This window comes from Paenibacillus sp. Soil766, assembly GCF_001428105.1.
Lineage (GTDB): Bacteria > Bacillota > Bacilli > Paenibacillales > NBRC-103111 > Paenibacillus_E.
In genome coordinates this window covers 107,058-132,073 of record NZ_LMSJ01000001.1, presented here as the reverse complement: position 1 = coordinate 132,073, position 25,016 = coordinate 107,058, and the positions used below count along the sequence as shown (strand labels likewise).

Sequence of the window (25,016 nt, the reverse complement as noted above, 5' to 3'; positions counted from 1 at the left end):
CCTATGAAACGTTCGAAGGTTGCTATGGGGTCGTTGGCCGCTGTTATGCTGACTTTATCTGCTTGCTCGAATGCTGCAACAGAAGGGCAAGTGAGCACACAGGTAAAAGAAACGAGTGGGGAGAAGGTCGAGCTGCGCGCGATGTGGTCGGGTACGACCAGTCGCCACGAACGAACACTGAAGGTCATTGAGCTGTTTGAAAAAAAATATCCTAACATCAAGATTACACCGGAATACACGGGAACCGATCAATTCGGGGAAAAGTTGAATACGCAGCTGGCTGGCGGCAATGCACCGGACTTAATCAACATCGGGGGGATTACCGATCTCGTCGTCAAAGATGCAGTGTTGGATCTGACGCCTTATGTCAAGAACAAGGAGATCAACTTGGACAGCATCGATCCTGCCTATTCCGATCCGGGCAAAATGAATGATAAATATTATGGTATCAGCCTCGGGACGAACGGCATCGGATTGTTCTACAACAACGATCTGATTAAAAAAGCCGGCATGCAGCCGCCAAAGGATACGATGTCCTTCGAGGAGTACGAAGCTTATGGCAAAGAAGTTGTCAGCAAACTCGGACCGGGCTATTATGCTTTCGCGGATCAATCGAGATACAACCTGTATTTCCAATATTTCCTGCGGCAAAGCGGCAAATCGACCTATAAGGATGGCAAGCTGGACTTTACCAAGGATGACGTAGTTCGTTGGTTCACGATGTGGGATCGCATGCGCAAAGCAGGCCTTCTGCCCACGCCGGAGGAAGCGGCAACCTATACGGATTTGTCCGTTGATACGTCGATTTTCCCGAAAGGCAAAACGGTCTTCATGATGAGTTGGCTGAACCAGTTGACCGCATATCAGAACGCCATGAAGGATGAATTGCAACTCACTGCGCTGCCATCCGGCGGTTCTGGTGCCAAGAACGGTTTGTGGGTTCACCCGAGTCAGTTCTGGACGATCAATAAGACGAGCAAGCATCCGAAGGAAGCGGCGATGTTCATCAACTTCTTCATCAACGACGAAGAAGCGACCAAAGTACTTGGTAGCGAGCGTGGTATTCCGGGTTCTGCCAAGGTGCGAGACATGATCAAGCCGACGATTACGCCGACAGAACAAAAGATTTATTCGTATTTTGAAACGTATATTTCGAAGGCTGGTGTAAAGGATCCAGATCTGCCGAACGGGGCTGAATATGCGAACGCGATGGTTTCGGCTTCGCAGAAGGTGATGTTTGGCAAAGCAACAATTGAACAAGCAGCACAAGAAGTCATGGACGCAGCGGAGAAAACTGTAAACCGGAAATAAGGTTTCCCATGCAACTTGCGACAAGGAGGGGCCATTGTGAGCCAAATTACTGCGACGAATCGAGGAATGGGGCATAAGGTGAGGAGGCTCTGGAAAGAAAATGCCGCCGCCTACTTGTTTCTACTACCGTGGTTGCTGGGCATGTTCCTGCTGACGCTCGGACCGATGATCAGTTCGTTGTACTTATCTTTTACCCAGTATGACCTGCTTAAACCAGCACAATGGGTCGGATTCGACAACTACACCAATATGTTTACAAACGACGTACATTATTTGAATGCTTTGAAGGTTACGTTTCTATACGTGTTCACCTCTGTACCGATGAAGCTGGCGTTCGCTTTGACAGTTGCGATGCTGCTGAATATGGGGCTGAAGGGGCTTGGGATTTACCGGACGCTCTATTACATCCCGACCTTGTTGGGTGGCAGTGTGGCGATTGCGGTGCTGTGGAGGAAAATGTTTAGCGGTGATGGTGTCGCCAATCAGCTCCTGCATACGCTGACGGGATTGCATGGTCCCGATTGGGTGGCGAACCCGAAGTACGCGCTATATTCTGTGTCGCTCCTGTCAGCTTGGCAATTCGGGTCGTCGATGATCATCTTCTTGGCGGGACTGAAGCAAATTCCACACGAATACTACGAGGCGGCCAGAGTGGATGGAGCAGGGAAAATACGCCAATTTTGCAACGTTACGATCCCGTTGTTGACACCAGTGCTATTGTTTAACGTTGTCATTCAGCTAATTGGAGCTTTCCAAGCGTTCACACAGGCGTTTATCATCAGTGGAGGCTCCGGCGGTCCGATCGATTCCACGTTGTTCTACACCCTATATATGTATATGAAAGGCTTCACGTATTTCCAGATGGGCTATGCCTCTGCGATGGCCTGGGTGCTGCTGTTGATCATTTCGGTCTTCACCGCTCTGATCTTCCTTTCTTCGAAATACTGGGTGAATTACGGGGACGGGGGGAATTAAGCGATGCAGTTTACATTTAATAAGCGTGCTATCATCATGCATACGATCATCCTTTCGTTGGGCGTATTTATGCTATACCCTATTGCATGGCTGATCGCCAGCTCGTTTAAACCGAGCCAATACATCTTCTCTGATCCTGGCCTATGGCCGAAGGAATTTACACTGCAGAATTACATCAAGGGATGGGCTGGCATTGCCAGAACAAATTTCGGCACGTTTTTCTTGAACTCATTTATCGTCTGTATCTTATGCGTCCTCGGTAATTTGTTCTCGAGTTCACTGACCGCTTATGCGTTCGGACGAATGAATTTCGTGCTGAAAAAGGTGTGGTTCGCCCTCATGATGCTCACCATTATGTTGCCGCATCACGTTACGATCATTCCACAGTACGTGCTCTTCCGTAAATTTGATTGGATCAACACGTATTACCCGCTGGTGTTTCCGAAGTGGCTGGCGACAGAGGCGTTCTTCGTCTTCTTGATGATCCAGTTCATTCGCGGGCTGCCGAAGGAGCTGGATGAATCCGCAAGGATAGATGGTTGCGGGCCATGGCAAATCTATGCGCGGATTATTATTCCGCTCAGTGTCCCGGCGTTAATTACCACTGCGCTATTCACGTTCGTGTGGACATGGGACGATTTCTTCACGCAGCTGCTGTACTTGAATTCGCCGAAGTTGTATACAGTACCGCTGGGCTTGCGGTTGTTCCTGGATTCGTCCGGCGAGTCCGCTTGGGGACCTTTGTTCGCAATGTCGGTGCTGGCACTGTTGCCAAGTTTGGTTATCTTTTTCTCCCTGCAAAAGTACTTTGTGGAAGGCATCTCAACCACAGGACTGAAGGGCTAAATTTGAAGAGGTTGAAAGGTGGAAATGTCCATGAGTACAACGATCCCAAACGGCGTATGGCCGGTGATGCTAACCCCGTTTACGCAAGATAACGAAGTAGATTATAAGGCCTTAGAGCAGTTGGTAAACTGGTATATCGAAAAAGGGGTACATGGGCTGTTTGCGGTGTGCCTATCCAGTGAAATGGGCTACCTTTCCTTAGAGGAACGCGTCCAAGTCGCGTCATTCGTGAAGGAAAAGGCAGACGGACGGGTGCCGGTCGTCGCTTCAGGCCATATCTCCGATGCGATTAGCCAGCAGATCGAAGAGATCAAGCAGATCTGGGCAACCGGCATCGATGCTTTCGTGCTGGTCACGAACCGCCTTGCCGCACCTGATGAAGACGAAGCGGCGTGGAAGCGCAATGCCGAGCGATTGCTCAGCGAATTGCCTGAAGTGACATTCGGTCTGTATGAGTGTCCGGTTCCTTATCACAGGCTGCTTTCTCCGGAATTGCTGGCGTGGTGCGCCGGAACCGGTCGGTTTACCTTTATGAAGGAGTGCAGCAACAATCTTGTGCAAATCACCGAGAAGCTGAAAGCTGTCCGTGGGACGCCGCTTAAGCTCTTTATCGCGAACAACCCGCATGTGCTGGAGACGTTACGGCTTGGCGGGAATGGATATAGCGGAATCTTAGCCAATTTTCAGCCGGATTTATATGTGTGGTTGACGGAGAATTGGGAAACGGACGAAGAGAAGGCTCAGGTGCTGCAAGACTACTTGGGTGCCTCAAACCTATTCGAAGGCAGGCATTACCCGACTAGTGCGAAATATTATTTGCAGCTAGAGGGCTTGGAAGTTACCCTGAAAAGCCGTTCGAAACAAGCAACCGACTTTAAAGTTACGCACCACCGGGAGATTGAACAGCTAAGAAGGTTTAATCAACATATGAAACAAACCCTATTAAATTAATTTGTGTTCAGCCGACACTGGCATGATTCCTGTGTCGGCTTTTTCCTTCGGTGCTCCGGGGCTAATATTGTTCATATAGTTGTTGAACAATCGACGAAGGCTATAGGTCAAGCTCTCGAAGCAGCAATTGCTTATAGCAGATGGCACCATCGTTGCCTGGGGTTTTTGCTTGAAGGGAATAAAGCCAGAACTCCGTTGTAAAGCGGACGTTCTGGCTTTATGTTTTTCAAATCATTTTCGTAAAGTTCTTAAAAAACATACATAAGGAAATTAAAAAACTGGATTTAACTCGATTTTCTCCCTTGTTAAGATTAAATTGTTCAATTTGCGAAAGGAGAGCGAGTATGATACAGAATTTTAAGCGGAGAATATCTTTACTGCTATGCGTATGTTTGTCTTTACCTTCCCTTTTCTTTGGATCTATGAAAGTGAACGCAGCGGGAACAGTGCTGCCATTTCATGCGGTGCAAGATGCATTTGTATCTAATTTCAATGGGCAAGGAAGCAGTCTGGGGACAAGTTTAAATGCTACCAAATTAATTTATGGGAAGTCTCGACATGTGTACGTCAAGTTTGATTTGTCTTCTATTGATACGAATAGATACAAGATTGGCGAGATGAACATGATGTTGAGCTTTAGAAAATCGCATGCGCCGAATGAACTTGTGTTTACGGAAAGCGAATCTACACTACGAGGGACTAGCACGGACTGGACGGTGACGAATGTCACGTATAATAACCGCCCCTACGAAATCGCTGGTTCTCCAAGTGTTTCCAAAATTGCTACATCAAACGGAGAAGAAAACTTTTCTGTTGATGTGTCATCCATAATTCAAAACGCACTAACGAATGGAAGAAAAGTAGTAAGTATTCATCTTGCGACAGCGAAAGTAGACGATAGTACGGTAAGTGCCAGTGAGTTGTATTCCTCAAGGAATGCTTCATCATTTCCAGCGCCTACATTAAGTGTTACATTGGGGGATCCCACTCTGAACGACGGGGTTGATAGAACCTCTCTTAACGCGCTGATCGCGCAGGCTGAGCAGTTAATTGTAACCGCATACACACCAAATAGTTGGGCAGTGTTATCTACAGCGCTCACTAATGCCAAAGCATTAGTAGTAAACAATACGACACAAGTTGAGCTGGACCAAGTGATCTTAACGCTTCAAACCGCGATAAATAATCTGGTGGATGCGGACCAACCGGTCAAGATTGCAGGTCCCAACATGGGAAATTACTATAACAACGGTAAAACAGCGGCTATGATCATGAAAATGAAAAATGCCGCCGGCAACTATGTGAAGGTGGATCCGGTTACGGAAAAGCTTTCGCTCACGGCAAATGCCGCCGAGGCTTCTCCATTTGCACTATATGTCTACAATTATTTTGCAACAGTGAATCATGTGGAGCCCGAGGTTGGAGCTACGAGGACATCTTATGCCATCAAGTCATTGAACAATAACAAGTATCTGACCATCCAGAATTATTTCACGGCAGAAGAGTTTCTGAGCAATACACATCATTATTTTAATATTGTAAGCGGCGAACCAAACGGTACCGCGATTGACAGGACATTTGAGATTAAAGCATCGGCAAGTCTACCTGGCTGGAATGAGCGGTTTTATGTAGATCAGTATGCGAATTCAGGATTTTACCGCATCTGGTCGCATTTATCCACCATGAGAGACGATGTCAACTTTGACCGTTTTAATGTGAAAATGACCGAAGGTGCGATGCAGAGCAGTGGAACTGCTTCTGAGAATACCGAGTACAAGTTTTATTTTGAACAGGTAACGGACAAGGACCAACTGGAAATCAGTCAGGAAGTAAGCGGAAATGGTGTCGATTTGTTCTGGAAGCCAGTAAACGGCGATACAAATCCTGCGAATTACAGTGTGAACGGGACGGTTTCGGGAGCGGTTTACGCCAGTGGTCTCATGCATTTGACGCTTTCTGACTTGCGCGTCGGCAATCATACGTATGCCGTTCAATACAATGGAAGCGGGTATCAAGCGAGTACGGATGTCAATGTTCGTATTTTCAGTCATCCGGGTATTTTGCTAACGATGGAAGACCTGCAAAGAATGAAGGCTCGTGTTCAAGCGAAGGAGGAACCGTGGTACTCGGACTACCAGAGAATGTTGAACAGTGTTTCCTATGGCGTATCCAGCGTCGACTACCAGACTACGGTCTTTTCGAATGTTGGACGCGGTGGTGCTCCGTCGGACTCCGCTAATATCGGCTATTTTGAGAAAGGCGGCAACGCTGCGTATTTCAATGCTTTACAATGGGTTATCACGGGAGAGCAGCAATTTGCCGATAAGGCCGTAGATCTCCTCAGACAGTGGGCCAATACGCTGAAAGTGATCGACGGTCGTGACAGAATATTAGGCGCTGGTATTAACGCCTACAAATATGCCAGTGCTGCGGAGATCATCAAGTATTATGACGGTGGATACACCCGATATAGCGACGCTGACTTCAAAGCGTTGAAGGATATGATGATCAATGTCGTCTATCCTGTTATCCAGGACGCGGGAGTTCCCATGCTTGCCAATGGTAATTGGGATGTAGCAGCCTTGGTTAGTATGATAGCGATCGGTGTTTTGAATGATAATACCGAAGTTTTTGATCGCGCGATGAGCTTATATCAGGACATTCATACGAACGGCTCCATCTTCGCTTATGTGAACGATTCAGGCCAGACAATGGAAACCGGTCGTGATCAGGGGCATGCCATGTTAGGTCTCGGGTATATGTCTGAAATTAGTTTAATCGCTAAAAATCAGCATGTGGACTTATATTCCCTATATGATAACAGGCTAGCGAAAGCTTTCGAATATATGGCGAAATACAATCTGTATGCGAAGGAACTGAATGGTGAGGATGTACCTTTCGTTGCAATACCCAATGTTTTTGGGGATACGAGCAGAGGCTATTACGGGGTTGGCTTTGACAGAGATAGCAACGGGCTTAACAGAGGGGAATTAAGACCTGTTTTCGAACAGGGGCTGGCTCTTTACAACAAGGTGGCAGACGTCGATCTGACATGGACAACCAAAGCTGCGGCGGCGATGCGCCCGCAAGGAATGGTGCATTTTGATAATCTGAACTTTGGCACGCTGACTTATTATCGGGATGAGCCGATCGAGGCAGCTAGTGAACCATATTTTCAGATGAGAACGCGATGGGAGCCATTGTATCAAAGAAATTGGAGTACCGTTAACGGGGAAAAAGTCGCTGAAACACTCAATTCGTATTTTAATATGAATGAAAATGGGGAACTGACGACAAGCGTCATGAAGAAAGATGCGCCATTCTATCAAATGATCACTAACGAGGACGGCACTTATTCCATAAGGCTGCTCCAAACAAATACGTATTTATCTGTAAAGGATGATCAGGTAGGGAATTACAATGTGATCAAAGGCGATGCCTCGGAAATCGGTACAAATGAAAAATTTATTCTGCGCTCCAGTGGCGTCGGCCCTTTCTATCTGGCTTCACCGAAATATGAGAATCGGATCGTCTATCAAGACATCGCAGGGTCAGGCAGCAATGCTGTACTGACACTTCGTCTGGGGACCAAAAAACTCTCCCAAATTACAGATGTGCCAAATATTACGACGAGCGAGAGACTCATCTTTATGTACAATGGAATTGCTCCAGAAGCGCCTGTCGATTTAGAGCCTACTCCAGCATCAGGAGCTAGTACGACAAGTCCAGTGCGTGTAGAAGATACGCCGAAAGTTTCCATGAATGGTAATAAGGGTACCTTAACCAAGAATGATGACGGTAGTTATCTTCTGAACATTACGGAAGAGCAAATAAAAGAAGCGCTAAGCGGCAGTAACGAATTGAACATCGATGCAAACGAAATCATCGACTTCACATTGACGCTGCCAGTTACAGCGATGGGGGATGCGACTCTCCGTGTTGATACCGATTTCGGAACCGTCACAATACCAAACGCTGCCCTGCAGCATATGATGAAAAAGTTCAGCAATACACTGAATCTTCGCGTCCGTAAGGGAAGCTATATGGTTGAACTGTACGATAACGGGAAGCCTGTTCTGTACAATGAACCGAACCATCCGTTGACCATCGCATTGCCATTCAAGGTAGCTGAAGGTCATGATGCATCTGAATATGTTGTGATAAAAAAAGAAAACGGCAAAAATGTGATTTTACCTCTTGTTATCGTGGATGGTGAGAAAGTGACTTTCGACGTAACGACGATGGGAATCTACGATATTATGTATAACGGCAAAGTGTTCCATGATATCCCCTCAGTACATTGGGCTGCCAAGGATATCGCGTTTGTGACGGCTCGCAAGCTGTTTGAAGGCACAGGCGACAACATGTTCAGTTCTGAATCATCGATGACACGTGCTATGTTCACTCAAGTACTTGCTAATCTTGAAAGCATTGACGCCAGCGACGCCGCATCGTCCGTTTTCACTGATGTTCCAAGTGGGCAATGGTACACGGGGGCAGTGAACTGGGCGGCGAAGAACGGCATTGTGGGCGGAACAGGTCAAGACAAGTTCAGCCCAGATGATTCGGTTACACGTGAGCAGATGGCAGTCATGTTGTACAACTATGCAGGAAGTAAGGGATATAGGCTGCCTTCAGTTACTAAAGCAGATTTCGTAGACGGAGATAGCGTGAGTCCATGGGCAAGGAAAGCTGTGGATGCCATTGCAGCAGCAGGCATTCTGAACGGCAGATTCGGCGGCTACTTTGACCCGCAAACAAACGCCTCTCGTGCGGAGGTGGCTGCGGTATTCGCCAGATTCATTCGTGAGTTGAGCAAGTAAATTGTAAAGAAGCTATCACAAGGTAATTTGAACCCCTTTCGAGGGGTTCTTTTTGCGCGGCGGGTACTTGCAACGTCAATTCATATAGCGCGAAGAGGAATAGTAGAATAACCTCGTTAATAGTATTTAAACAATAGGAGGAACGTCTTACTCAACGAGATCTGTTTAAATCGACTGACATCATGTAGATTACTTCCTCATTAATCCATAGTGGAGGATGCAATGATGGCCATAATAGAGCAGACGATTTTCAATGCATGTGAGAACAAAATTATCACTAAGGATAAAGAGATTCATATTGTCGGCAAAATGGATGAACCGCTTATCGTCATTCTTGACAATGTATTAAGCTACGGAGAATGTGACGCGTTGATTGACTTAGCTAAAAATAGAATGCAGCGAGCTAAAATTGGCAAATCTCCCGTTGTAAGCAACATTAGAACAAGTAGCAACATGTTTATTGAGGAGAACGAAAATGAATGGATTCAAAAAATTGAAACCAGAGTTTCTGAACTGATGAATATACCGATCTCGCATGCTGAACCGCTGCAAATCTTGCATTATAAATCTGGGGAACAGTATCAGCCTCATTTCGACTATTTCACATCTGGAGATGTTGTAAACAATCGCATCAGCACACTGGTGATGTATTTAAATGACGTGGAAAAAGGAGGCGAAACATATTTCCCTTCTCTTCGTTTTTCAGTAACGCCGAAAAAAGGCAGTGCCGTCTATTTTGAATATTTTTATAACGATAATCGCTTAAATGAACTAACTTTACATGCAGGAAACCCCGTTGCAATCGGGGAGAAATGGGTAGCGACTCAGTGGATGAGAAGACAAAGATATCGCAACATATAAGGACGAAACGTATCTGTCGTTCTAACTGTTCAATCCCTACTGGCCTTACGAGAAATCGTAGGGCTTTTTGTATTCCCAACACCGGAAATATCGTACTTACAACTAGGAATCTAATGCTATTATTAATAAGTGGACAAGAGACAAGATTATTGGTTAATATATTGTAAAAACGTTTAGAAGTTCGAAGATTTAGTTTGTTAATGGGGGAATATGTATGTTGGAATTATCAATTAATGAACCAGATCAACTAGTCGCTGTTGCTCATGCACTTTCTTCTCACACCAGAATCAATATCATCAAGCTCCTTTTGCAACATCATAATCTGAATATTATTGAAATTGCCGAGATGCTTAAAATTCCAGTTTCCACTACTGCGATTAATGTTAAGGTACTGGAGGAATCAGGGCTTATCTTAACGGAATTACAGCCCGCATCTCGAGGGGCAATGAAGGTATGCAGCCGTAATTTTGATGACGTACGCATGATTCTGAACCCAATTGCAATGTATAAAAATCCAAACGATTTGTATGAGATCGAGATGCCAATCGGACATTTTATAAACTTTGAAGTATTCCCGACATGCGGGATGGCTAATCTAAACGGAATGGTAATTCCGGAAGATGATCCGGTCAGCTTTTATCACCCGGAAAGTAAAACAGCTGAAATCATTTGGTTACGTCAGGGATGGATTGAATACCGTTTTCCTAAAGTAATTCCACATCAGGCAGCGATCAAATCCATCGAGTTTTCATTGGAAATTTGTTCTGAAGCTCCTAACTATAACAATGAGTGGCCTTCGGACATTACAGTATGGGTCAATGGCATAGAGATAGGAACCTGGACATCACCAGGCGATTTCGGCGACCATAGAGGCAAGCTTAATCCTCCGTGGTGGAACGACAGCAGTACGCAATACGGTATTCTGAAAACATGGAGGGTAGATGAAAAGCGGAGTTCCGTCGATAATGAGAAAACGTCCTCTGTCTCGCTTGCGGATCTGCATCTTGAGAAGTACCCGTTCATTGGATTCAAGATTGGGATTAAACCAGATGCTTTGCACCATGGAGGAATCAACTTATTTGGTCGTGGGTTCGGCGATTATGCCCAAGCAATAATAATGAAAATTCAATATGTGTAGACATATAGAAAGGTTATGCCCGATAAGGCCGGTTAGTTACATGTTATATGTAACTAACCGGCCTTATCGCTATATTACGCTGAAACAAACATAATATTTGAATGAAAGCGTTGACAAAGCGCTTATTCTGGATTATTATGTGAATATAAACATCATAATTGTAATAAAACATGTTTGATGTTTGATAAATCAAAAAGAAAGGTATATCTTTTTTGCAAACGCTTCACATTTCTTATCAATACCTTTTCAAATTTATGCTTTATTAAACCAAAATCTGATTTGGGGGAGTTTAAATGAACGTATTGAAAAGTAAAATGGCTAAGCTTTCTGTGCCACTAATGCTAAGTTTCGCCATGGTTGTAACGGGATGCTCGAAAAGCACAACAGAATCGACAGATAAATCTACAACGCAACCTTCCGGCCAGGCAACACCTGCAGCTGCAACAGCCAAACCAGCAGAGAATTCCGAGATTTCCTTTATGGGTTGGGGTGGCGATTCGGAAAAGGCTGTATTTCAAAAACTAACTGACTCCTATATGCAGAAGTATCCAACAAAGAAAGTGAAATATACCGTCGTACCTCCGGCTGAGTATTATCAAAAATTGGATACCTTGATTGCTTCGGGCAAAGCGCCGGATGTTTTCTATGCAGGTGAAGCTCAGTTCCAAAAACTTGCAGGCAGTGGAAGTTTGCTGAAAATGGATGATCTAATTAAAGCATCATCATCTTTTGATGAAAAGAATGTTTGGAAACAGGGATTAGACCGTTATCGTTATGATGGTAAATTTATTGGAAAAGGTAATCTGTACGGATTGCCAAAAGATGTAGGTCCTTGGGCATTCGCTTATAACAAAGAGCTGTTTGATAAAGCAGGTGTCAAATATCCAAGTGCAAAAGCTGGCGAATGGACTTGGAATGATATGATTGCTGCTGCCCAAAAAATCACAACACAAGGCGCGAATGGGAAGACAGATGTGTTCGGAGTTGCTGGTTATTCATTGGAATCAGCCGTATGGGCGAATGGTGGGGACTATATTGATTACACTACAGGAACCATCAAAATTGACGAACCTGCTTTCACAGAAGCCTTACAATTTGTAGCAGATTTGAAATTGAAATATAAAGTTGCTCCTTCGCCAACAGATGAGAAAGCACAAGGTGGTTATGCCCGCTTTGTTGCAGGCAAAATTGGTATGTTCCCAATGGGGCCGTGGGATCAGCCTGGTTTCTGGAAGCTGCCTTTTGGATGGGATATTGCAGCATGGCCAGCAAGCCCGAAAACAGGAAAAACAGCAACTTGGTTAGGTTCTTTAGGATTCGTCATTTCGGGCAAAACCAAATATCCTGAGGATGCATTTAACTTTGCTTCGTATTTGAGTTTGGATCCTAGCTCACAGAAAGAAAACTACCAATTGGGTCAAGCGGTTCCGAATCTGATCGATATGGCAAAAGGCGAATTCTTAAAATATGATAAAGCACCTGCGAATCGCCAAGTATTCTTGGATATCATACAGGATTATGGCCATCCGACGATTGCTGTAGGATCCGTTGATACGAAATGGCTCGACACTTTTAACCAAGAGATAAGCCGTGTATGGGAAGGGAAACAAACGGCTGAGGTCTGGGCTAAAGAAATGAAACCTAAGCTTCAAGAGCTCTATGATAAAGGAAACAAGAAATAATAAATAAGGATATGGAAGGGCGAAAATAGAGGCCGAAGGCTTCCGGTTTCGCCCTTCGTCCTAAAACAGGTGGGATCAGTATGATAAGGGCACAGAAAATAACAGGTTTTAGACGCCGTGAAATAATATGGTCGTACTTATTTGTATCCATTCCCGTTCTTGGGTTTCTTATTTTCGGGCTTGCGCCGATCGTGTCATCGCTGGTATTAAGCTTTATGGATTGGGACATGATCACGCCTGCGAAATGGAATGGTGTTGAGAATTATAAAGAAATGGTATTAGACGAAAAGTTCTATAAATCATTATATAACACGTTATATTTACTTATTGGTATACCAATTGGTATGTTCTTTTCCCTCTTGGTTGCTATTCTAATGAATCGTAAGCTAAAAGGGATTTCTTTCCTGAGAACCATTTACTATATTCCAGTCATCTCACCTATCATTGCTGTTTCCTTGTTATGGCAATGGATCTTGAATAATGATTATGGGTTGATCAATGATTGGATATATCAACTCTTCGGTATCCAGGGACCTAACTGGTTAGGTGATCCGAATTGGGTTAAGCCTTCATTCATTCTTATGGGTTTATGGGGAGGCATTGGCGGAAACATGGTGCTATATTTAGCGGGGCTGCAGGGGATCGCTTCCGATTATTACGAAGCGGCAACCGTTGATGGTGCGAACCGTTGGCATCTATTTCGCCATATTACTTTTCCGTTGCTTTCCCCCATTCACTTTTTTGTTATTGTCATGGGAATTATCCATACCTTTCAATCGTTTAGCCAAATGTACATTATGGCCACAGATGGCGGACCGGAATACAGCGGGGCAACCATCGTCTTCTATATTTTTAATGAGGCTTTCAAGTATTTTAACATGGGGTACGCCAGTGCTGTCGCATGGGTATTAGGTATCATCATCTTTATCATCACACTCATTCAATTTAAATTATCCAAACGTTGGGTTTATAACGACTAGAGAAAGGAAGGTTGCGCGATGAATAGAATTGAGCGGTCTACGAATGTAATGGCCTACGTTATTTTGCTTCTAGGTTCGTTTGTTATGCTGGCTCCATTTGTATGGACGGTCTCGACAGCATTTAAAACGCAAGAGCATGTTTTTGATCTCCCGCCAAAATGGATACCGGACCCATTTACATGGAATAACTTTGTGGATGTTTGGAATAGAGCTCCGCTGTTAACCGGATTTATGAATAGTGCCATTATTGTGGTTTGTGTTTTGGGCGTGGGATTGTTTGTTTCCGCGATGGCTGCTTATGCATTTTCCAAATTTGATTTTCCCTTTAAAGAGACTATTTTTCTTTGTTTGCTTGCCACGATGATGATTCCATACTCCGTGGTGATGATTCCTCAATTTATCGGTTTCTCATACCTGAATTGGGTGGATACGCTGCTTCCACTCATAGTGCCCGGCTTATTCGGTCATATTGTCACGATCTTTTTCTTCAAACAATTTATGCAAGGAGGCATTCCTTCGGATTTAATTGATGCAGCCAAAATCGACGGTGCGAGCTATTTCCGAACGTTTGCTTCTGTGGCGTTACCCATTGTTAAACCAGCGATTGCTGCACAAGCGGCACTAGGATTTATGGGGATATGGAACGATTTTCTTGGACCTGTGATCTATTTGCATTCGTCGGAAAAACAAACAATTCAAGTTATTATTGCAAGTTTGCAAGCTAACTATATCTCGCAAGCCAACTATCCGAATATGATGGCAGCTTCATTGATCGCTTTAGTGCCGGTTGTTCTCGTGTTCTTTTTCTGTCAACGGTACTTTATTGAATCCTTAAGCATCAGTGGATTAAAATGACCAAACGTAGGATAAGAACGAAAAAGATGTTTATTGGGCTAGGTGTAGTATTCCTATTAGCCATCGTGATTACAATTTCATTGGGCGGGAAAGGAAGAGGTCCTATGATGAATTCCACGCTTGGGGAATCGTATCAGAATTCATTGGCGCTTGAGCAGGAATGGCCTGATTACGGGATAGGCGATCCCTATGTGATGCGATATAACGGACTCTATTATTTGTATTGCAGTACGAAAGATTTTCGTGTGGGTGTTAAAGCTTGGAGCTCAAGCGATTTGATTCATTGGAAATATGAAGGGCTAGCTACGGAAGAGCCACTGACCGTAGGGGCTTACGCTCCAGAAGTCGTTTACTGGAATGGGTATTTCTATATGTATACCTCTCCTGCCGGAAAAGGCCATTATGTGCTTCGCAGCGAGAGCCCTACTGGACCGTTTACGATTCAAACTGAAAATTTGGGTTTATCTATTGATGGCTCTGTATTTATTGATGATGACGGCAAATGGTATTTTACACACGCGAGTGCTAAAGGTATTATTGGGCACCCAATGTCGGATCCGTACACAATGACGGAGGAAAAGGCGCTTAACACGAATATGGGCCATTGGACGGAAGGTTCGATGATTATTAAACGCGATGGCAAATATTTTATGACTTATACAGGAAATCACGTGTTCAGTAAAGGATATCGAATCAATTACGCTGTAGCGACGGACTCGCCAATCGGAACTTATAATGTGCCGGACAATAATCCAATCGTCATCAGCACGAAACAAGATTTTAATGGGCTGGGCCATAGTTCCAGTGTGATAGGTCCAAACCTCGATGCTTATTATATGTTTTATCATAATTTAATTGGCCATTCGAAGGAAGGGCCTCCGGTTCGTAGGCTAAACATGGACCGAATCGTTTTTAACGGCGAGAAAATGGCAGTTCTTGGCGATGGCACTCATTTTCCTCAACCCGTTCCACGAATGCCGGATTTCTATGATGGCATCAATAAGCCGCTGGATCAGAAGCTTTGGGATGTTCGTGTCAAAGGTGATGAAACGAATTGGTTGAGCAGTAAAGCTACCGATAAGACCGATAAGAGTCGGTTTACTGCTGAATATAATTTCCGCTTGAACATGGAGAATACGCGGGAGGGGGAGACTACTTTCGAGACTGTCTTTTCCTACACGGATGACAATAATTATAAGGTTGTCGGTGTTGATCCCGCGTTGCGAAGTATAGCTCTGTTCGAAATGAAGGACGGAAAGAAGAAGCAACATGCAATTTCGGAGCTTCCCCAATCGATGGACTTCACTAAACTGCATACCATTCGAGTTGAAAGTGATGCTGGAAGCACGAAGGTCTTTTTTGATCAAATGAACAAACTGACTGTTACAGACATCACTGCGAAATCGGGGAAAATCGGGTATACCTACCGCAACGTCAAGCCGACTTTGGGATTCACGGCATTTTCTAAAGAAGCCAGCGGCAGCAGCGACTTTGAGACCGCTAAACCGGTTCCAGGAAGTATTGAAGCAGTTCATTATTTGGAAGTAAGGGATCAAGGCTTTCATGTTGGCCATCCCGTTAATGGGGCTGTTATGCGTGAAGACGATGGTGTTCCGATCCAAACGAGCGAAGACGGCAGTAATGCCGTAGCGATAGCGGGAAAAGGGGATTGGCTCTCCTATCGGATTAATGTGGAATCGGACGGAACCTACGGTTTCGATGCCATGTTGAAGGAAGACGGGAACGAAGATACGGTGGAACTGCAAGTGGATGGGAAGTCCCAACGTTTCGAACTAGGCAATAGTCAGAGCGAAGGAAACCAGTGGGTTAAGAAGCACATAGGAAATATGAAGCTAACGAAAGGCGAGCATATTTTGACAGTAAAACTGGTTAAAGGAAAATTGAATTATCGCTTTTTAGATATATACAGAGTCACTGAACTGCCGACAGAAAAGCTCTCACATTTGTTTAGTCAAATTGTGCCTGAAGATATGTATGGCAAGTGGATGAAGCATGAAGACGGGTATACCGTACAGACTGAGGGCTCGGATGCCAAAATGTATGCAGGCAGCGATGAATGGACGGACTATCGGGTGGAAGTTGATTTGAAATCTACAGCGGATTCTATTGAAGAGGCAGGGCTCTTGTTCCGTGTCACGAACGAATCTGAATTTCCCGAACAGGTAAGGGATTCGTTCATGGGTTATCAACTGACTTTCCGCAACGGTCGCATGATTCTGAAAAGAATGAATTATGACCAGAATGAAGTAGCTTCAGCTCCACTCAGTCTTGCCGCCGGTTCGACCGTACACATCGCTGTTGATGTAAGTGGAGCAACAATGAAGGTATATGTAAACAATTCGAAGCAACCTGCCTTGGAATGGACGGATGCGAATGCATGGATGCATGGGAAAATTGGAATTCGTTCAGCGTCACCATCGTGGCTCTTTACCAATTTATCCTTAGTAAGGAGGTGATTTCATAGTTTTACATACTTTAAATTACCTCTAGATTCGACACAAGCACGCAATGAATAAAGCTATTCGATTAACATTTTTCCCAGAGGAGGAAATGTAATGATGAAAGCTAAAAGTCGGTTGCGCTTGGGTAAATTAATGATGGTTTTGATGATGGTGGCTTCACTTATAATTCCTTTCAATATGGCTCAAGCGGCAACGAGCGGGATGGCTTGGCCAACGTCAAACACGACAGTTTACACTACCGGTACAGGTGGAGTCTGGTATCCGAGGATGCTTCAGTTGAGCAGCAGTAACTTGCTGGTTTCCTTTGATTCAAATGCGGATGGAGGTTTTACGAAAGTTAAGTTAGCGAAAAGTACGGATGGTGGTCTTACATGGGGGACGCCTATTACAGCCGCTTCTGATGCGAATGGGGATGTCGGCAACGGCCAGATGCTCCTATTAACCAATGGGGACATTTGGCTGGCTTATCGCGTGGTCATACATGTTGGCAGCACGTATACCACTTATTTGAAAGTTCGAAAGAGCAGCGATGGAGGCAACACCTGGTCGGATCTGGCAAATGGGCAAATAGCTTCCGAATCGGAAAGCTCTTTCACGGGGGTATGGGAGCCATTCCTCGGCTATGTGGGAAGCACGATTTCCGTTATGTATGCGAACGATAGTTCAGCCGTTGTCGGTACCTCGGGGAAGCAGAAATTATTGATGAAAACCTGGAATGGAAGCGGTTGGAGCAGCGCGACAGTTGTCAGCGATGGGGTAGCTAATAGCTCCAGAGATGGCATGCCAGTTTTCACAAAAATGGCAGACGGCAGATACATTGTAGTGTTTGAGGCTACGGACGTTAGCGGGCATCCATTTGTGATCAAATACAAAATTTCCAATGATGGTATAAATTGGTCAGGTACCCGTCAAACCATGTTTATTCCAACGAATGCAGGGAAAAAAGCCGGAGCGCCGTTTGTCGTCAAACTAGGCGATGGCAGATTAATGGCCAGCTTCCAAACGGATGATTCCAGCGCCAATACGGGAGACAGTTATTCTTCGATGCGAACGATGATCAGCTCCGATAATGGAGCGACTTGGGGTTATTTATATAATGTATTCCCTGTATCGGACACGAAGCTTTCCAACTGGAATTCATTAATGGCTGTTGATACGACTCGTGTTATGGCAGTCACTTCCGCCAACTTTCCTAGCACAGGCATTTACTTGCGGACGGGAAATGCAGGTACTCCCTCGAACGTGAATCTTGCTGATAATTGGGGTTTTGAAACGGCGAATGTAAACGGATGGGCACCATCGGGTGCCGATTATCCAAACCGGATTCACATTCATGGCGTAAATGACGGTATTGCACGTGCACCGGGGGGCGGAAACTACTTCATCGGTCTTGCAGGAACCAGTTCTCCTGGTACCGCTTATATCGGTCAGACTATCACAGGTCTGGATCGAGGTACCTATACAATGCGAGCGTATATGAGGAGTAGTGGCGGCCAAACCAGTAACTACATGGAAGTGAAAGACTATGGTGGAGCTACGCTGAAAACTAATTTTCCCGTTACAGGAACTTGGACGCAGGTAACCATCTCTGGTATTAGTGTAACAAATGCACAGGCGACTATCGGTTTTTACGCTGCGAATACAAGCGACAGCCAATGGGCGGATATTGACAACGTTGAATTTATCAAAACAGCTTCGACTACGCCGCTGAATGTCAATCTCACGAATAACTGGGGTTATGAAACGGCAAATGTGAACGGATGGACAACATATGGGTCCGATTATCCAGATCGGATTCACATTCATGGCATTAACGACGGCATTACGCGTGCACCTGGAGGAGGGAATTACTTCATAGGTCTTGCTGGCATTAGTTCACCAGGTACAGCTTATGTTGGCCAGACTATTACAGGTCTGCAAAACGGAACTTATACGATGAGAGCTTATTTGAGAAGCAGCGGAGGCCAGAGCAGTAACTATATGGAAGTGAAAGACTATGGAGGGACTGTTCGCCAAGCCAATTTCCCGGTTACTTCGACTTGGACGCAAGTGACGATCTCCGGTATTAGCGTCACGAGTGGTCAGGCGATCATCGGATTTTTCGCCTCGAATAGCAGCAGCAGCCAATGGTCCGATATCGATAATGTTGAATTATTCCGAACCAATTAACTGAATGCATTTCCCGCGCACGTGATGGTATGTGCGCGGGTTCCATGAATATGAATGATTATTAATGCGAAATAGGAGTGATCATCACAAGATGTCGACAAAAATGTATATAAAGGACTATCCAAGGCCTCAGTTTGTACGAGAATCATGGAATAGTTTAAACGGTGAGTGGGAATTCCGATTTGATGACGGGAACGTTGGAGAGAAAGAAAAGTGGTACGAGGAGTTTGATGGGGACCTTAAGATCATGGTTCCGTTCACCTATGAAACGAAAGCAAGCGGCATTGGTGAAGAGGCATTTCACCCTCAAATATGGTATCAACGTTCGCTGGAAGTTCCGAAGGAACAGGAAAGTAAACGGATCATCCTGCATTTCCAAGCGGTGGACTATCTCGCTAAATTGTGGGTGAACGGAACGTATGTAGGTCAACATCAAGGCGGATACGCTGCGTTTTCATTTGATATTACACCTTATATGCAATTTGGTCAGTCAAACAGCCTAGTCATGAAGGTGGAGGACAGTCAGAGCTGCACGCAACCACGCGGCAAGCAGCGTTGGGTGAAAGACAATTTCGAATGCTTTTATGTTCAGACAACTGGAATTTGGCAAAGTGTATGGGTGGAATATGTGGCGGAATCTTATATCAAATCCGTGAAAATGACACCTGATCTTGACAGTCAATCGGTACGACTCGAATACCAAACGCATGGTGAATTAATGCAGGGGCAGCTTCGCTTAGAGACTCGAATCAGTTATAAGGGGAAGCTCCTCAAACAAACCGCTTTGATCGTGGATCGGCCTTGGCTTCAATTGGAGGTAGACTTGCTGCATGAGGCTAATGGTCCGTGGAAGGTAAGCCGATGGTCTCCGCAAAATCCGAACTTATATGATGTGGAATTTGTTTTATTTCAAGATGACGTGGTGATCGACCATGTGTATTCTTACTTCGGTATGAGGAAGATTTCCATAGAAAAAGGAAAAGTTCTCCTCAATAATACGCCTATTTATCAGCGGTTAATTTTGGACCAAGGGTACTGGACCGACAGTCATTTGACACCGCCTTCGGAGCAAGCATTAATTGAGGATATTGATGCTATTCTCGCCATGGGATACAACGGGGTGAGAAAGCACATGAAAATTGAAGATGCGCGGTTCCTATATTGGTGTGATGTCAAAGGGCTTTTGGTATGGTCTGAGATGGCAGCTACTTTTGAATTTAATGATGAGGCAGTTGAGACCTTCACCAAGGAATGGATCGAGATTGTTAGGCAGCAGTATAATCATCCTAGCATCATCACGTGGGTACCTTTCAATGAGTCTTGGGGTATCATGCAAATTTTGAATGACCATAAGCAGCAGAAGTTCACTGAAGGTATCTATCATTTGACCAAATCGATGGATCCGAATCGCCCAGTCATCACAAATGACGGATGGGAACATACCGTCTCAGACATTTTGACATTACATGATTATGTGGAATCCGGTTCGGAATTCCTTCAGCGTTATGTGGATAAATCTCCTATTGTAAACAACGATTGGGCGTTCAACAAAGGGAAATATGCCCTAGCTCGAGGATACACGTATCGTGGCCAGCCAATCATCATTAGCGAATTTGGCGGGATCGCTTTCCAAACCGATAAAGGCTGGGGGTACGGCAATCAGGTGGTGACGGAAGAAGCGTTTATTGAGCGATTCCGAGGCATTACCCAAGCGATTAAGGATATCGACTATATTTGCGGGTATTGCTATACGCAGGTGACTGATGTTCAACAAGAAATGAACGGACTGCTCACGGAAGATCGGAAACCGAAGATTCCACTAGAGCTTATCAAAGAAATTAACCTCGCATAAAGCTAGGAAGCGGTGTTGAGAATGGAATATAGAAGACTTGGACGTACGAATTTAAACGTTTCTTGTGTTGGATTCGGTGGCGCACCGATGGGGCTGGATAACTATTTGGAACCTTATGAAGCTCAGAATAGCCGTGACGTGGTTATCGATTCACTTCATACAGCTTTGGACAAGGGACTTAATTATATGGATACGGCACAGGGATATGGAAATGGGTTGGGTGAAAGTATCATCGGAGCTGTGTTGAAAGAACGCCGCCATGAGGCCTATATTGCTACAAAGGTACCTTCAAATCTTGGGTATGACGATGTGATTCGATCCGTCGATGCCAGCTTGAAGCATCTCCAGACGGATTACATCGATGTCATGCAATTTCATGGCGGGTATTTAACGGAAGAGGATTATAAACGAATTGTGAATGACGGGCCGCTGGATGCACTAAAACGATGTCAAGAACAAGGTAAAATACGTTTCATCGGAATCACGAACGAAGTTCCTGATCACGTTTTGCTTTGGTCCATTCGTTCTGGATCTTTCGATGTCATTCAAGTCCGTTATAATCTCTTTTATCAGGGTGCTGCTGATCCAATCATTCCGGAAGCTGCCAAGCATGACGTTGGAGTCGTTGTCATGAGGCCGCTTACGAGTCAGTCTCTTTATCGTTTTATGAAACGGGTTGCGCCAGAATCACTTAAAACGGTCAATCCCCATCAGATAGCCTTAGATTTTGTTCTCTCTAATCCCGACGTTTCCGTTGCCATATGCGGTATGCGGACCATTAGAGAAGTATTGGATAATGTCAGTACTGTAGATGAAAAAGAATGGCGGTGGGATTTCAAGCTTGATCGCGGTCAAGGCGGAGTCCAATTTTGATTTACAAGCCAGAAGCGTTAGATAGGGAAGGAGTCGTTATATGAGCACGATGCAGATGAAAACATTTCACAACCCGATATTGGAAATAGGCCCAGATCCTTGGATATATCGGCATACGGACGGTTATTATTATTTTATGGTGACGCGAGGCAACCGGTTGGATTTATGGAAATCCGCATCGATGAGCGGAATTGCGAACGGCGCAATGAAGACTGTCTGGACTCCTCCGGCGGAAGGGCTGGACAGCAGGAAACTGTGGGCTCCGGAAATTCATCATCTCGGAGGTAAATGGTACATTTATTTCACAGACAATAACGGCGGCGGAGACGATGACCGCAAAATCTATGTGCTGGAAAATGAGCATGCCGATCCTTTTGAAGGGACATGGCTGATGAAGGGGGCCGTGAATACGGCCTTGCCCGGATTGGACGGAACGGTGCTGGAGCACAACGGGAAGCTCTTCTTCATGTACGCGGGCTACGGTCATTTTCCGAAATACGGCTCGGCGGTCTACGCCGCCGAAATGGAAAACCCTTGGACGATCAAGGGCGAGGAATCGCTGCTCACCAAGCCGGAATACGATTGGGAGCATCAAGGCGGAATGGCGATCAATGAGGGCCCTTGCTTCCTTAAGCGTTTCGGTAAAGTATTCCTAATTTATTCCGCAAGCACATGCTGGTCCGATGACTACGCACTAGGGATGCTGACTGCGAAGGAAGACAGTGATCTGTTGAATCCGGCTTCATGGACCAAGAGCGAGAAACCCGTTTTTTTTAAATCGATTGAAAACTCCGTCTACGGCCCCGGCCATAACAGCTTTACCGTATCCCCGGACGGAATGGAAGACTGGATCGTCTATCATGCCATTCCGGAATCTGAAGGCGGCAGTAAACGGAGAAGCGCCAGAATGCAGAAATTCGGTTGGACGGCAGACGGGAACCCGGACTTCGGTGCTCCGATCCCGGTTGAGGTCGAATTTGATGTACCTTCTGGCGAAAAGTGAAAATCAGTCCGGCAGCGTCAGCACGGTCGGCAATATCCGAGCAAATGGCTTCACTGACAGTTGAGCAGCCCAATATCCCAAAAACCAGCAACCATAATAAAGGGTTGCTGGTTTTTCTATGTCTGCTGGACTAGCATGGAATGACGTGAGTTATTTAAAGGATACTTCGATAATATTATAATAAAACAATACAAATTTATTGTAAAACGATAAATAATATGCTAGAATCATGTTGTCATTAAATAAGTGAGGTGTTTTAAATGAAGGTTAAACGAGGTTCAACCACTTTCTTAAAAGTAATTATTTTTCTGGTTGGAATTGCAGTGCTTGCTTTGTGTATCTGGTTGCCAGTGATAGCCGTTAGAGATGCAAAGGTACATCCAGATACGGCTTACTTCCTGATCCCCTTTTTAGTGTGTGCATACGGATTCTGTAGTGCGTTTTCTGTTGCGTTGTATCAAGCCTATAAACTATTAACCTACATCGAAAAGAACAATGCTTTCTCTGAATTGTCCATTAAATCGTTGCAGATTATAAAGAAATGTGCTTTTACAGTCATTTTCCTTATTGTGATAGGAATAGTAAGTTTGAGGGTGCTTGCTGCAGTTACAGATAGTGATGATGCAGCGGGTCCTACATCATTATGTCTAATGGGTATTGTAGCAACAAGTATCTTCGCAGCCATTGTGGACGCACTTCAAAAGCCATTAATGCATGCCGCAGATCTAAAATCAAATAATAAATGATTAACGGAAATGTAAGACTTTGGATTGTCAGCTAAGAGAAGATAGCTTAAAGTGGAGTCTAGTGGGGTGTGCTATCTGTTATGAAAATTGACCGCTTGCTGGCAATCACGGTGCTGCTGTTGAATCGTGGACGTGTCAGTTCCAAAGAATTGGATGACCGCATGTTTGGCACGCTACTGGATAAGGTAAAAGCCCTGCTCAGTCGAGGAGATCGCCTTCAAATGGAGCAGCAGGGAGCGGAAATTGTTTTCGATTTCAATCCGTGGGGGCAAGGACCTGCTGCGCGGGATAAAGTGAACAGCCTGAGACAGGCAATTGTGCATACAAGCAAGGTTAGATTTAAGTATTTGAATATGAACGGTACAGAGAGTGAGAGAGTCGTCGAACCTGCAGCTTTAATTTTAAAAGGATACCTATGGTATTTGCAGGCTTATTGCACGCTCCGAAGTGAATTTCGAGTGTTTCGATTATCTCGTATACAGGAGTTGCGGGTGTTGGAGCAATCCTTTGTAAGAAAACAAGCCCCTTCGCTAGATGGCTACGCTTGGGAGTCGGATTGGTCGAAGGCTAATTGGCACGAGATGACATTTCTGTTCCATTCGAAAGTTCAGCACCGCGTGGGGGATACTTTCGATCCGGAACTAGTTACAAGACAGGAGGATGGTTCTTTACAGGTCAAGGGACCATTCACCGAAGATGAATGGCTGTACGGTATGTGGTAAAAAGGGCTTAACTAACGGGGCAGGGTTCTTGGTCGTAAAGTGGTTTCGTTTAGTTATCATTAGTTTAAAATGTGTTAATAATAGCAGTGATATATGTTAGGGGGATAAGGAAAATGGAAATTTTATTTGATGAAACGTATGCTTCAGAGGACGGGAAGAAAGCAAGCAGAAATATTTGGTACGGATATGCCGACATGTCTGTTGATGGCGAGTACGGAAAAGAACTTAATCTTAATGAAAACTTAATGGAGGATTTGTGTAGAAAAATAAGAAATAATTTGTCCGAAAGCACGACACCTACCCCGACTGAAACAAACTGGTATTTTTATGGAAACTCTACTACCCAAGACGCTGTTGGCGACAGTATTCGTCCGACGATTATGGTTCGCGAGAGAGCTGGATTGTTTGTAATCAATTTCAATATGAGTGACCATAATTTCGCTATAAATCTCGATGATATTCTTGTGTTTAAGACAAATTTCGAAAAACGTTTAGCGAGTAATTAACGATTATATAAGAAATTTCAATAGCAGAAGTCACGGCTCATCTTCAGCATGCTTATTAGGAAAGCGACCTTAATCGGTCGCTTTTTGCTCGAGGATGAGATAGCCGGTGCAAGATAATGCAATCCGCTCAAAATAGTAATACTCCCTGAAGTCGTCTGGCCAAAAATGTCCAATTGCCGGAAGTTGCACGAAGAAGTACGCTACAGGTGTTGAGTCTTTTACTTCTTATCATCCACAGGC

Annotated in this window: 18 protein-coding genes; all 18 read left to right on the top strand. The window is 44.8% G+C overall.

Annotated elements, in window-relative coordinates; genetic code table 11:
* The first annotated feature begins 3 nt into the window (after positions 1–3).
* The 18 genes from ASG89_RS00420 (at position 4) to ASG89_RS00335 (ending at position 24,776) form a co-directional block, all read left to right on the top strand.
* Complete coding sequence (locus ASG89_RS00420) at positions 4–1,311, top strand: ABC transporter substrate-binding protein (protein WP_057308338.1); 1,308 nt, start codon at positions 4–6, stop codon at positions 1,309–1,311.
* Between the two features lie 66 nt (positions 1,312–1,377).
* Complete coding sequence (locus ASG89_RS00415) at positions 1,378–2,286, top strand: carbohydrate ABC transporter permease (RefSeq protein WP_057308593.1); 909 nt, start codon at positions 1,378–1,380, stop codon at positions 2,284–2,286.
* A gap of 3 nt (positions 2,287–2,289) precedes the next feature.
* Entirely contained in the window at positions 2,290–3,132 is an 843-nt protein-coding gene (locus ASG89_RS00410) for a carbohydrate ABC transporter permease (RefSeq protein WP_057308337.1), read from the top strand.
* 30 nt (positions 3,133–3,162) lie between these two features.
* A complete protein-coding gene (locus ASG89_RS00405; RefSeq protein WP_057308336.1) occupies positions 3,163–4,083 on the top strand; it encodes a dihydrodipicolinate synthase family protein in 921 nt (306 codons plus the stop codon).
* 344 nt (positions 4,084–4,427) lie between these two features.
* Positions 4,428–8,906, top strand: a complete 4,479-nt coding sequence (locus ASG89_RS00400) for an S-layer homology domain-containing protein (RefSeq protein ID WP_057308335.1) — start codon at positions 4,428–4,430, stop codon at positions 8,904–8,906.
* A 225-nt stretch (positions 8,907–9,131) separates the two neighbouring features.
* Positions 9,132–9,767 (top strand): 2OG-Fe(II) oxygenase, encoded by a 636-nt coding sequence (locus ASG89_RS00395; RefSeq protein WP_057308334.1) that lies wholly within the window; start codon positions 9,132–9,134, stop codon positions 9,765–9,767.
* Positions 9,768–9,981: 214 nt separating this feature from the next.
* Positions 9,982–10,905, top strand: a complete 924-nt coding sequence (locus tag ASG89_RS00390) for an ArsR/SmtB family transcription factor (protein ID WP_057308333.1) — start codon at positions 9,982–9,984, stop codon at positions 10,903–10,905.
* Positions 10,906–11,198: 293 nt separating this feature from the next.
* Positions 11,199–12,587 (top strand): ABC transporter substrate-binding protein, encoded by a 1,389-nt coding sequence (locus tag ASG89_RS00385; RefSeq protein ID WP_200963394.1) that lies wholly within the window; start codon positions 11,199–11,201, stop codon positions 12,585–12,587.
* 80 nt (positions 12,588–12,667) lie between these two features.
* Positions 12,668–13,567 carry a carbohydrate ABC transporter permease gene (locus ASG89_RS00380; protein ID WP_057308332.1) on the top strand — a complete coding sequence of 300 codons (900 nt, stop codon included), beginning with the start codon at positions 12,668–12,670 and terminating at the stop codon, positions 13,565–13,567.
* Positions 13,568–13,585: 18 nt separating this feature from the next.
* Entirely contained in the window at positions 13,586–14,422 is an 837-nt protein-coding gene (locus ASG89_RS00375; RefSeq protein WP_057308331.1) for a carbohydrate ABC transporter permease, read from the top strand.
* 104 nt (positions 14,423–14,526) lie between these two features.
* On the top strand, positions 14,527–16,899 hold the full coding sequence (locus ASG89_RS00370; protein WP_162259659.1) for a family 43 glycosylhydrolase: 2,373 nt from the start codon (positions 14,527–14,529) through the stop codon (positions 16,897–16,899).
* A 99-nt stretch (positions 16,900–16,998) separates the two neighbouring features.
* Positions 16,999–19,074, top strand: a complete 2,076-nt coding sequence (locus tag ASG89_RS00365) for a sialidase family protein (protein ID WP_063867613.1) — start codon at positions 16,999–17,001, stop codon at positions 19,072–19,074.
* A gap of 91 nt (positions 19,075–19,165) precedes the next feature.
* Entirely contained in the window at positions 19,166–20,926 is a 1,761-nt protein-coding gene (locus tag ASG89_RS00360; RefSeq protein WP_057308329.1) for a glycoside hydrolase family 2 protein, read from the top strand.
* A gap of 21 nt (positions 20,927–20,947) precedes the next feature.
* A complete protein-coding gene (locus ASG89_RS00355; protein ID WP_057308328.1) occupies positions 20,948–21,799 on the top strand; it encodes an aldo/keto reductase in 852 nt (283 codons plus the stop codon).
* 40 nt (positions 21,800–21,839) lie between these two features.
* Complete coding sequence (locus tag ASG89_RS00350) at positions 21,840–22,802, top strand: glycoside hydrolase family 43 protein (protein WP_321166456.1); 963 nt, start codon at positions 21,840–21,842, stop codon at positions 22,800–22,802.
* Between the two features lie 260 nt (positions 22,803–23,062).
* A complete protein-coding gene (locus ASG89_RS00345; RefSeq protein ID WP_057308327.1) occupies positions 23,063–23,548 on the top strand; it encodes a DUF2975 domain-containing protein in 486 nt (161 codons plus the stop codon).
* Between the two features lie 80 nt (positions 23,549–23,628).
* Positions 23,629–24,270 (top strand): helix-turn-helix transcriptional regulator, encoded by a 642-nt coding sequence (locus ASG89_RS00340; RefSeq protein WP_082592585.1) that lies wholly within the window; start codon positions 23,629–23,631, stop codon positions 24,268–24,270.
* 113 nt (positions 24,271–24,383) lie between these two features.
* Entirely contained in the window at positions 24,384–24,776 is a 393-nt protein-coding gene (locus ASG89_RS00335) for a hypothetical protein (protein ID WP_057308325.1), read from the top strand.
* The last annotated feature ends 240 nt before the right edge of the window (positions 24,777–25,016 follow it).

Bases quoted from the DNA above. Each gene is read 5' to 3' on its own strand.
- ASG89_RS00385 (WP_200963394.1), top strand. From the start codon at position 11,199: ATGAACGTATTGAAAAGTAAAATGGCTAAGCTTTCTGTGCCACTAATG.
- ASG89_RS00350 (WP_321166456.1), top strand. From the start codon at position 21,840: ATGAGCACGATGCAGATGAAAACATTTCACAACCCGATATTGGAAATA.
- ASG89_RS00395 (WP_057308334.1), top strand. From the start codon at position 9,132: ATGGCCATAATAGAGCAGACGATTTTCAATGCATGTGAGAACAAAATT.
- ASG89_RS00375 (WP_057308331.1), top strand. From the start codon at position 13,586: ATGAATAGAATTGAGCGGTCTACGAATGTAATGGCCTACGTTATTTTG.
- ASG89_RS00410 (WP_057308337.1), top strand. From the start codon at position 2,290: ATGCAGTTTACATTTAATAAGCGTGCTATCATCATGCATACGATCATC.
- ASG89_RS00345 (WP_057308327.1), top strand. From the start codon at position 23,063: ATGAAGGTTAAACGAGGTTCAACCACTTTCTTAAAAGTAATTATTTTT.
- ASG89_RS00420 (WP_057308338.1), top strand. From the start codon at position 4: ATGAAACGTTCGAAGGTTGCTATGGGGTCGTTGGCCGCTGTTATGCTG.
- ASG89_RS00370 (WP_162259659.1), top strand. From the start codon at position 14,527: ATGATGAATTCCACGCTTGGGGAATCGTATCAGAATTCATTGGCGCTT.
- ASG89_RS00360 (WP_057308329.1), top strand. From the start codon at position 19,166: ATGTCGACAAAAATGTATATAAAGGACTATCCAAGGCCTCAGTTTGTA.
- ASG89_RS00380 (WP_057308332.1), top strand. From the start codon at position 12,668: ATGATAAGGGCACAGAAAATAACAGGTTTTAGACGCCGTGAAATAATA.
- ASG89_RS00390 (WP_057308333.1), top strand. From the start codon at position 9,982: ATGTTGGAATTATCAATTAATGAACCAGATCAACTAGTCGCTGTTGCT.
- ASG89_RS00365 (WP_063867613.1), top strand. From the start codon at position 16,999: ATGATGAAAGCTAAAAGTCGGTTGCGCTTGGGTAAATTAATGATGGTT.
- ASG89_RS00340 (WP_082592585.1), top strand. From the start codon at position 23,629: ATGAAAATTGACCGCTTGCTGGCAATCACGGTGCTGCTGTTGAATCGT.
- ASG89_RS00415 (WP_057308593.1), top strand. From the start codon at position 1,378: ATGGGGCATAAGGTGAGGAGGCTCTGGAAAGAAAATGCCGCCGCCTAC.
- ASG89_RS00355 (WP_057308328.1), top strand. From the start codon at position 20,948: ATGGAATATAGAAGACTTGGACGTACGAATTTAAACGTTTCTTGTGTT.
- ASG89_RS00405 (WP_057308336.1), top strand. From the start codon at position 3,163: ATGAGTACAACGATCCCAAACGGCGTATGGCCGGTGATGCTAACCCCG.
- ASG89_RS00335 (WP_057308325.1), top strand. From the start codon at position 24,384: ATGGAAATTTTATTTGATGAAACGTATGCTTCAGAGGACGGGAAGAAA.
- ASG89_RS00400 (WP_057308335.1), top strand. From the start codon at position 4,428: ATGATACAGAATTTTAAGCGGAGAATATCTTTACTGCTATGCGTATGT.